Source organism: Arthrobacter crystallopoietes BAB-32, assembly GCF_000328305.2.
GTDB classification, from domain to species: Bacteria; Actinomycetota; Actinomycetes; order Actinomycetales; family Micrococcaceae; genus Crystallibacter; species Crystallibacter crystallopoietes_A.
This window is the reverse complement of the sequence record NZ_ANPE02000023.1, coordinates 1-6,639: the sequence shown is the minus strand read 5'-3', so window position 1 is coordinate 6,639 and position 6,639 is coordinate 1. Positions and strand designations below refer to the sequence as shown.

Here is a 6,639-nt window from a genome sequence, read left to right as displayed (position 1 = left end):
TAGCCTCGCTGGACAAAGAGGCGTGCTCTACAACGAGAAGGCAGGCCGTACGCTGGTAGTCCCAATTGTGAGGCATCGAGGAGCGTTGAGGAATCGATGGAGCTAAATGCCAACGTCCGGGAGGCAGATGGAAGATGGGTTGCCGAGGTCCCGGACTTTCCTGAGCTTGTAGTTCACACAAACTGTCTCAGCGACATCGTCGACGCCTTGGCTGAGAGGTATACGAGCCTTTGGGGAACTCTGCCAGAACCGTTTTTGGTATCACTGAGAGTCGAAATGCGTTCTGGCCGCATGTACCGGCCGCACTGGCCAATTAGGTCTAAGTGGCGAGAGGTTTGGGAGTCAGATTTTAAAGTTGTTGGCGAATCGGAAAATGAGATAAGAGCGTGGCTTCAACGGCACCGCGGCTAGTGAATGAGGTTCCTGCGGTGATTGAGCTCGGAGAGAACTCAGTCACCTAGGCAGTGCAGCTCGCTGACATCAATCGTCTGACACGTGTCGGGATTGTCGGTCAGCTCGAAAATTGTTTCTTTCCTATGATTGTGGGGGGGTGATGTGGTTGTCGGATCCGACGATGACGTCGTCAGCTAGGAGCCGGGCGGAAATGTACGCCCCCGCGGGCAACCGTTGAGCCGAAGTGACATGACGGCGACGACGGAGCAGCCCGGAACAGCCACCGCACTATGCATTGTGGGGATGTAGTACCAGAGGTCATTTCCTCCCGCTGTCAGAGTCGAGCGGGATACGTATGAGTGAGAGATGAACGAGACTGACTGATGTCGCCCGAAATGGCTTCTGCTCGTTCCCGGTCTGCTGCCTTCTGGCTTCCCTTGCCTTTATTTTGTCGGCCTGATGGCGGCCGGGTTGCTTTTCATGCCTCGGATGGGGGATGGCGTGACATGCCCTGCTGGGTTAGCTTTGTGCCATCAGGAGGATCGGAGCTGTCATGGCCTTTGAAAATCCTTTCGGCGACCCGGTGGATCCAAAGTACTTAAGGTTCAAGGACTACATCGAAGACTCCGTTCTAAGTAAGCCCGAGGTCCTCGATGTGCGGTGGAGTCAGTGGCACGGCAGCTGGTACCGCTACCCGCGCAGCAGATTTGAGTACATCGATTTCGGTGCAGCGCCCGGGCCGCAGTCGCCGCTGGAGCGCAAGCTCGTGAGCGGAGGCGGGCTCGCCTGGGTCTATGTCATGAAGTCGAGTGTGTACGGGCTTCCTGGGCTGTATCGGGAGGTATCGAACCGATACGAGAGGCTGGACCGGGACGGCCATCCCTACGCAGTGTGGAACATCTATGACGGGTCCTGGCAGAACATCCGGCGCGCCACCTGGCATGATACGCCACCCGATGATGACGATTACTGGGTCCGCGGACAGCCGCTCTAATCTTCTCTTCCACGGCCACTGAAGCCGTAGACGTGGCGTGTCGTGTCTCGGCCGATGTGCGCAAGTGCCGCGGCCTCCTCGTCATGACACAAACGGCGTGCGAGCCGCCTTCAACGGTGACGTGCACCTTGCTGGAGGCTTCGGCGACGACCACGGCGGTAGCTCCCTCCGCGACGGTGATCGAGTTGCCCCAGACGGAGTTGGCCCGGATGATGGCGGTCCCCGACGTCGCCTTCAGATTGGGTTTGCCGGCAGCGAGCTCGACCACGACGGGCCGGCCTTTGGGTGAAGTCACCTCGAGGAACTCGTTGTGTGCGGTGTACGGAGTGTTTTGGGCATCGAGATGCACGTACCGCACCTTGCCGCCGCGCTCCGCGCGTTTCTGGGCCAGCAGCCGCCGGGTCTCGGACTTGGAGTCCGGATAGCGGCGCTCCAGCTCCGTGTCGCCGGCCAGCCGCTCGTACTCCTGCTCGAACAGCTCCCGGATGGAGGCAGTCCGCTGCAGGTAGGTCTTGACGGGCTGCGGGGTCAGCCAGATGCCGGCCTCCGCGTGGGAGGTGGCGGCGAACTGGCCGCCTTCGCGAACGCCCTTGCGGACGCGGTTCTGGTCAATGCTCATGCCCGGTTGTGTGCGGCTTCCATCTCAGGACGCCAAAAGGGGCAGGGCGCTCTGGCCAGTCACAGACAACAGGTCCACACTGGGTGCATCCCGGGGCATGGCGGGGAAAGGGCGTCCTCGGGTGATTGCGACAACCAAGTCTCGGAGGTGGGCAATGGGACAGAGTATCGACATCTATCTGGCCGGCCAGGGCCGGTTCGATCGGACCATCGCGGGGATCAGGGTTCGGGTCCATCCGGGGGTAAACCCCGATGACCAAGGCGGCGGTCCTTCCTTCGTGGCTGAGGGGTTTGGAAAAGACAAGTCCCGCATCATCGAGGTGAAGGACATCCTGTATCTCAGACGAGTGCCAACGGCTATCCGCAACAGTGGAACCCGCGTCATTCAATGGGGTCGCAATACGATGGCTCGGAGGAGGGGACATGGTTGAGGAGAAGCAGCCGCCGCTCACCCTTCCAGCCGAGGACCGGATCCGGGAGACGGCCAAGTGGCTGACGGTGACCCTAGGCGCTGTTGGCGGCGTTGTTATCGCGGGCACCCAATTCAGTAACCTGGGGGCGATCCAGCCGGGCAGCTGGAGATTCTGGGTGGTTCTGGCTGGCGCCGTGCTCGCTGCCGCTGGCGCCGCAGTAATCTTGAGCGCTGCCGTAAAAGCTGCCACGACTCCACTGCTAACTCTGGAACAGATACCGAACGCAGGGCTGGCGAAGGAAACAGCCGAGAGAGAAGGGTTTGAGGGCGGTGTACCGGCTCTCGTTACTGATTTCAGGAATGCTCTCAACGATCGGGATGCAGCAATCCGTGCGAACCTCGACAACCCCAATCAAGAGACTGAGCTGGCGGCCAATGTAGCGCAGACACGTGCTATCCATCTCTCCCAAGTCGTACGCAAGGTAAGCAGGGTTGCTTCCTACGAGGTCGTGGCTGACCGCTGGAAGAAGTTGTCGTGGACGATCGGCGAGGGGGCCGGAGTCTCACTCCTGGGCCTGTTGGTGTTCATTTGGGCGATCAACCCGCCCGCGAAAGTCGCCGCCAGTGAGGCATCGCCAGCGGTCGTAGGGGAAGCTGCGATGCGGATGTTGGAACTGGAACCCGCCGGCCAGCGGGCCCTGGCCAAAGACCTGGGGGAGGAATGCCGGGTCGAGGAGCCTCTGCGGGTCGCCCACCTTGCCACCACCGATACCGGACCTGACGTCCTGGTGCAGCAGGACGGCTGCAAGCCCATGAGGCTGATCATCACCAACCGCTGGGGACACCTTGAGGAACCGCCGCCGTCGCTACCAGCGGAAGAGGAAGCCACCCCGGCTCCCTCACCCTAGGGCCCGGCCGGTCAGAGCTTGCGGTTGAACACCTCGTCGATGTGCTTGATCGATTTGTAATCGGTGCCGTAGGCGGCGGCGAGGGTGTGCAGGTTCTCCTCGTACACCTTGCCGGAGATCCCGACCAGGAGCTCTGCGATATGCATGGCGGATCCGTATTGGACGCCGGCGCGGTCGGCTGCCTGCTGTTGGGCGGCGATCTGGGCGGTCTCGTCCTGAATCTGTGTGGTCATGCACGGTATGTGTCCGGCGGCCGGACCAACGGTGCCCGCCCTACTGTCCGCGCAGGAACGCCATGGTCCGCCGGAACTCGTCCTCGGCGGCGGCCTGCTGTGACTCGATCGCTGAGCGCCGGGCGGCCAGCAGGGGGTCCAGGCGCTGCTGCGCCAGCTGCCGGGTTGGCCCGTGCGGGTGCTCCCGGGCGATCCTCGTGAGCAGCTCCTGGTCGGTGTTGCGGTGCACGATGATGCTGCGGGTGGCCCGGATAACTGAGGCGCGCTGGTTCATGGTGGCGTCGCGGGCGGCCGCCTTCAGGCCATCGAAGTGCAGCTCGTCGGCCTGACGCTGCAGCTCCCAGATTCTGGCCTCAACGTCGGTGGCTTCACGGAACAGCCTGCTGCTTTCCCGTTCGGTCGGTGCGCCCAGGCTGACGGCGGCTTCGGGCCGATGTTCGACAGCGTACTGTCCGCCGGTGCTGATGCCCTTGGCGACGCGGTTCCTGGTGTGGTCGGTGCTCATACGGTGATTGTGTGCGGCAGGTTCCGGGAATCCGCAGCGGCCGAATTGCGCAGCAGCCTGCTGCACAACTTCCTGGAGGGGGTGCGGACGCAGGATGCGCCTTGGCAGGGCCGAGTTGATGGCCCCGGTGCGCCCTTCGGTTCGCTCGCCCGTCTCAGTAGGCGGCGATGACGTTGACGCCCGCACCCCGGTCTCTACACGGTTCCGCGCAGCCGGCAGGAGGCCTGCAGCAGGGCGAAGGCGGCCAGGGTGATGCCACAGCGGATCCTCCCGGAGCGGATGAGCCCAAGCATCTCGCCGAGGCTGTGCCAGGAAGTCATGGCGCCGGATTCATCTTCGGTGAAGTCCAGGTCCTTGTCGGACGGGTGCTGGCGGAAGAGCCAGACTCCTGCTTCGGTGCTGAGCATCCCAGTGTCCGGGTGCACCGCCCCAAGGTACTCGGCATGCCCGGGTTCGATCCCGGTTTCCTCGCGCACCTCGCGGCCGGCTTCGGCGGCGGTCATCTCGGTGGCGCCGCCGCGGACGAACTCCAGGCTCTCGACCTGCACCGGGTAGCGGTACTGGCTGACCAAGCCCAGGTAATCGATGCCGCGGAAGGTGAGCACCGGGATGGCAAGCACGCCGAATCCTTCGGCGACCCCGATGACGGAGTACTTGCCGTCGCGGCCGTTCGGGAAGCGGACATGGTCCAAATCGTGGGTGACGAACGCGGAGCGGAAGATCGGCTGCCGGTCGAGCCGGCGGATGGTCCGGTCCCTGCCGGCGGGTGCCTCCGGGGCGATAGGGGCGGGCGCTTCGGTGAGCATGTCGGTCATGTGGGAGAACATGCGCAGAACCTGCCGGGACGGCAGTCAGGCCTGCGGCGGCTGTGCGGGGTCGAAGTCGGTCGTGTGCAGGATCAGGTAGCCGGACGCTCCGGGCGCCTGAGCGAAGCCGACCCGCGACCAGTACCGGGCGAGGGCCCGGCAGGCCGCGGCCAGCTCGCCTGGTTCGAGTTCTCCGCCGGCGGCGAGGGGGTGCGGGTGCAGGATGGCGGTCAGTTGCCGGGCTGAGCTCAGGTGAGCCAGGGCAGCGCCGGCAAGGATCAGGCCGAGACCGCGGCCGCGTTCGGCCGGATCGACCTGCACGGTGTCGATGCACAGCAGGTGGCTGGCTGCAGGTTCCCGGTGCCGGTAGCCGACGGCGGCCAGGCTCTCCGGTTCGGCGCTGACCGCGTCGATCGCATGGAGGACGGCGGTGCGGTGCCGGCGTAGGTTGATGAGGTGGCCTTCGAGGAATCCGGCCTGGCTGGTCTGCCAGCGGCCGTCGGTGCGCAGGGCTTCGGCGGTGACGGCGTCGATGACTCCGTCACCGGGCACGGAGCGGATGGTCACGGTGACTTCGATCCGGGTGTCGTCATCCGAGAGGGTCTCCAGCAGCTCGTGCAGCATGGGCCCATCATCGCGGCCGGTGCCGACAGCGACGGCGAGGCGACGGCCGGGGTCAGAGTCCTTCGGCGAGGGCGGTGAGGGTCTGCTGGCCGAGGTCGATGGTCGAGGAGGCCATCGCAACGATCACGTACAGGCTGACCGGGACCAGCAGCAGCCATTCACGCACCGACCCTGCGTTGCCGAGCACGGGGAAGGAGACGTAGCCGTTCTTCTGCCAGATGCGCTTGAGCACCGGGATGCCCTGGAGGGCCTTCGGCGGTTTGATCGTGAACGGCCAGACGAGGTTGCAGCCGCCGGTGGTGAGCATGTCGCCGAGGATGTGCATGATCACCCCGGTGCCCATCGCCAGCGGGAACCAGTTCTGCTGCTCCGGGGCGAACACCGTGATGAGCGCGGCCGCGGCGAGGCCGACCGCCCACGGGACCTTGCGCATCCGGTCGGGGATGAACTTCAGCGCCTTCGCGGCGAAGGCGACGAGGAAGACGCACAGCAGTCCGGCCAGCGGGGTGACTGTGCCAAAGGCCTTGGTCTCGACGGTCCAGAGTCCGGCGACCCAGGCGACGGCGACGAACGCGGCGATGCCGATCAGCGAGTGGGTGCCGTGACGGTGGCCGCCGGCGAACTTGCCGATCCCGGCGCAGGCGATGTTGGACAGCGGCGGCAGCGAGTGGGCGATGGTTGCGTTGTGGTGGTCGGCGTCCGGGACAAGCGCGGCGCCGGCGGTGACCAGTGCTCCGGTCAGCACGCCGAGCGGTCCGACGTCGAGAAGGCCGAAGCCCAGTGCCAGGGAGTGCTCGCCCCAGCCCATCGGCACGGTGATGAAATCCAGCGGCAGGTGCAGCTGCGTCGTCAGGGCAACCCAGGCGGCTGCTCCGGTGGCGGCGTGGTGGGCTCCCATCATGGCGGGCGGTCTTCCTCTCATAGGCAGTGCAGGTATCTGCATGCCTATGTTGCGGCCGAACCGATCGCGCTGCCCGCTCCATTAGCGGCGCACGGACTGATGTTTAACTAGTGGAGCACCAAATGGATCGGGAACCGCCGGATTCGGCCGGCCGGGTGCTGTCCACCCCCGGCCACCCCCGGCCACAGGGGTGGACACCCCCCTCCGGAGGAGCAGGAGGCCCCCTTTACTACTACTACTTATAG

At 64.8% G+C, this 6,639-nt stretch carries 8 protein-coding genes; 2 read left to right on the top strand and 6 right to left on the bottom strand.

Annotation, left to right across the window (positions count from 1 at the left end; genetic code table 11):
- Positions 1-1,190: 1,190 nt before the first annotated feature.
- On the bottom strand, positions 1,191-2,006 hold the full coding sequence (locus D477_RS22085) for a hypothetical protein (RefSeq protein ID WP_150109921.1): 816 nt from the start codon (positions 2,004-2,006) through the stop codon (positions 1,191-1,193).
- A gap of 154 nt (positions 2,007-2,160) precedes the next feature.
- On the opposite strand from D477_RS22085, the gene D477_RS00585 reads away from it, so the two are divergent.
- Positions 2,161-2,436 (top strand): hypothetical protein, encoded by a 276-nt coding sequence (locus D477_RS00585; protein ID WP_005266187.1) that lies wholly within the window; start codon positions 2,161-2,163, stop codon positions 2,434-2,436.
- On the top strand, positions 2,429-3,325 hold the full coding sequence (locus D477_RS00580; protein WP_005266186.1) for a hypothetical protein: 897 nt from the start codon (positions 2,429-2,431) through the stop codon (positions 3,323-3,325). The genes D477_RS00585 and D477_RS00580 overlap by 8 nt, the downstream gene beginning before the upstream one ends.
- Before the next feature lie 11 nt (positions 3,326-3,336).
- Here D477_RS00580 and D477_RS00575 read toward each other — a convergent pair whose 3' ends face one another.
- The 5 genes from D477_RS00575 to D477_RS00555 form a co-directional block, all read right to left on the bottom strand.
- Positions 3,337-3,558, bottom strand: a complete 222-nt coding sequence (locus D477_RS00575) for a hypothetical protein (protein ID WP_005266185.1) — start codon at positions 3,556-3,558, stop codon at positions 3,337-3,339.
- Between the two features lie 40 nt (positions 3,559-3,598).
- Positions 3,599-4,063, bottom strand: coding sequence for a hypothetical protein (locus D477_RS00570; RefSeq protein WP_005266183.1), 465 nt, complete (start codon positions 4,061-4,063; stop codon positions 3,599-3,601).
- Between the two features lie 194 nt (positions 4,064-4,257).
- Positions 4,258-4,890: an NUDIX hydrolase gene (locus D477_RS00565; protein WP_005266182.1), complete on the bottom strand. Its 633-nt coding sequence runs from the start codon at positions 4,888-4,890 to the stop codon at positions 4,258-4,260.
- A gap of 24 nt (positions 4,891-4,914) precedes the next feature.
- A complete protein-coding gene (locus D477_RS00560; protein WP_005266181.1) occupies positions 4,915-5,493 on the bottom strand; it encodes a hypothetical protein in 579 nt (192 codons plus the stop codon).
- A gap of 52 nt (positions 5,494-5,545) precedes the next feature.
- Positions 5,546-6,394, bottom strand: a complete 849-nt coding sequence (locus D477_RS00555) for a metal-dependent hydrolase (protein ID WP_005266180.1) — start codon at positions 6,392-6,394, stop codon at positions 5,546-5,548.
- Between the last annotated feature and the right edge of the window lie 245 nt (positions 6,395-6,639).

Coding starts and splice junctions, on each gene's coding strand:
- D477_RS22085 (WP_150109921.1), bottom strand. CDS start 2,006: ATGAGCATTGACCAGAACCGCGTCCGCAAGGGCGTTCGCGAAGGCGGC.
- D477_RS00570 (WP_005266183.1), bottom strand. CDS start 4,063: ATGAGCACCGACCACACCAGGAACCGCGTCGCCAAGGGCATCAGCACC.
- D477_RS00560 (WP_005266181.1), bottom strand. CDS start 5,493: ATGCTGCACGAGCTGCTGGAGACCCTCTCGGATGACGACACCCGGATC.
- D477_RS00555 (WP_005266180.1), bottom strand. CDS start 6,394: ATGATGGGAGCCCACCACGCCGCCACCGGAGCAGCCGCCTGGGTTGCC.
- D477_RS00575 (WP_005266185.1), bottom strand. CDS start 3,558: ATGACCACACAGATTCAGGACGAGACCGCCCAGATCGCCGCCCAACAG.
- D477_RS00585 (WP_005266187.1), top strand. CDS start 2,161: ATGGGACAGAGTATCGACATCTATCTGGCCGGCCAGGGCCGGTTCGAT.
- D477_RS00580 (WP_005266186.1), top strand. CDS start 2,429: ATGGTTGAGGAGAAGCAGCCGCCGCTCACCCTTCCAGCCGAGGACCGG.
- D477_RS00565 (WP_005266182.1), bottom strand. CDS start 4,890: ATGTTCTCCCACATGACCGACATGCTCACCGAAGCGCCCGCCCCTATC.